Consider the following 796-nt stretch of genomic DNA (forward strand, 5'->3'; position numbering starts at 1 on the left):
TTCCGTGCCGCGGACGGCCGCGTATTTTGGCGGGAATATTTTCGGTCCCGCTCGGAGTAAAGTGTGGCTCGACCGGGAACGGGGGCCGCCCTCCCCCTCGTCCGGGAACGAATCCACCGCACCGCCACCACGGCCCCCGGCCGCCCCCCGAGGCCCGGTGCGGGCGCGGGACCCGGGAAACATGTCAGGCCGGTGTCAGAATTCTGGCCGGGATTTTGGGTAATACGTCCGCTATGTCCCGTGGGAATTGCGGCTTTCCTGGCGATTGCGCCCGTCCTGTCCCTTGGAACGCCGGGCGAATTCCCAGACATTGGCCCTGTTGCAGAGGGCGTCGATCCGGATACATTCAGCCGCGGTCGACGCAATCGCCCGTTCGCCGGATACCGTTCGGCGGCCTCGGGAGGATAGCGGCGTGCACGGCCGCGCCCAGGGGGGGTTCCCCGGGCCGGCCTCCAACCAGACCCGCGTCCGCAGACCTGCGGGGGCGTGAAGGGCCAGCACAGCACTAGGGGAGTTCGGAATGGCTCAGGGCACCGTCAAGTGGTTCAACGCGGAGAAGGGCTACGGCTTCATCGCGGTCGACGGTGGTGCGGACGTCTTCGTCCACTACAGCGCGATCCAGATGGACGGCTACCGCACCCTTGAGGAGGGCCAGCGGGTCGAGTTCGAGATCTCTCAGGGGCAGAAGGGCCCGCAGGCGGACATGGTCCGCGCGGCGGTCTGACCTTTCCGACACCCAGGAGTTCGGCTCGGCCCATCGGGCTGGTGCGCCTCTTGCTTCACGGCGGGCCCGTGC

At 68.1% G+C, this 796-nt stretch carries 1 protein-coding gene; it reads left to right on the plus strand.

What is annotated here, in order from left to right:
• The first annotated feature begins 520 nt into the window (after positions 1–520).
• Positions 521–724: a cold-shock protein gene (locus tag ABD308_RS16030; protein WP_030289665.1), complete on the plus strand. Its 204-nt coding sequence runs from the start codon at positions 521–523 to the stop codon at positions 722–724.
• Positions 725–796 lie beyond the last annotated feature (72 nt).

It is taken from the genome of Kitasatospora putterlickiae (assembly GCF_039527695.1).
GTDB classification, from domain to species: domain Bacteria; phylum Actinomycetota; class Actinomycetes; order Streptomycetales; family Streptomycetaceae; genus Kitasatospora; species Kitasatospora putterlickiae.

Bases quoted from the DNA above. Each gene is read 5' to 3' on its own strand.
- ABD308_RS16030 (WP_030289665.1), top strand. From the start codon at position 521: ATGGCTCAGGGCACCGTCAAGTGGTTCAACGCGGAGAAGGGCTACGGC.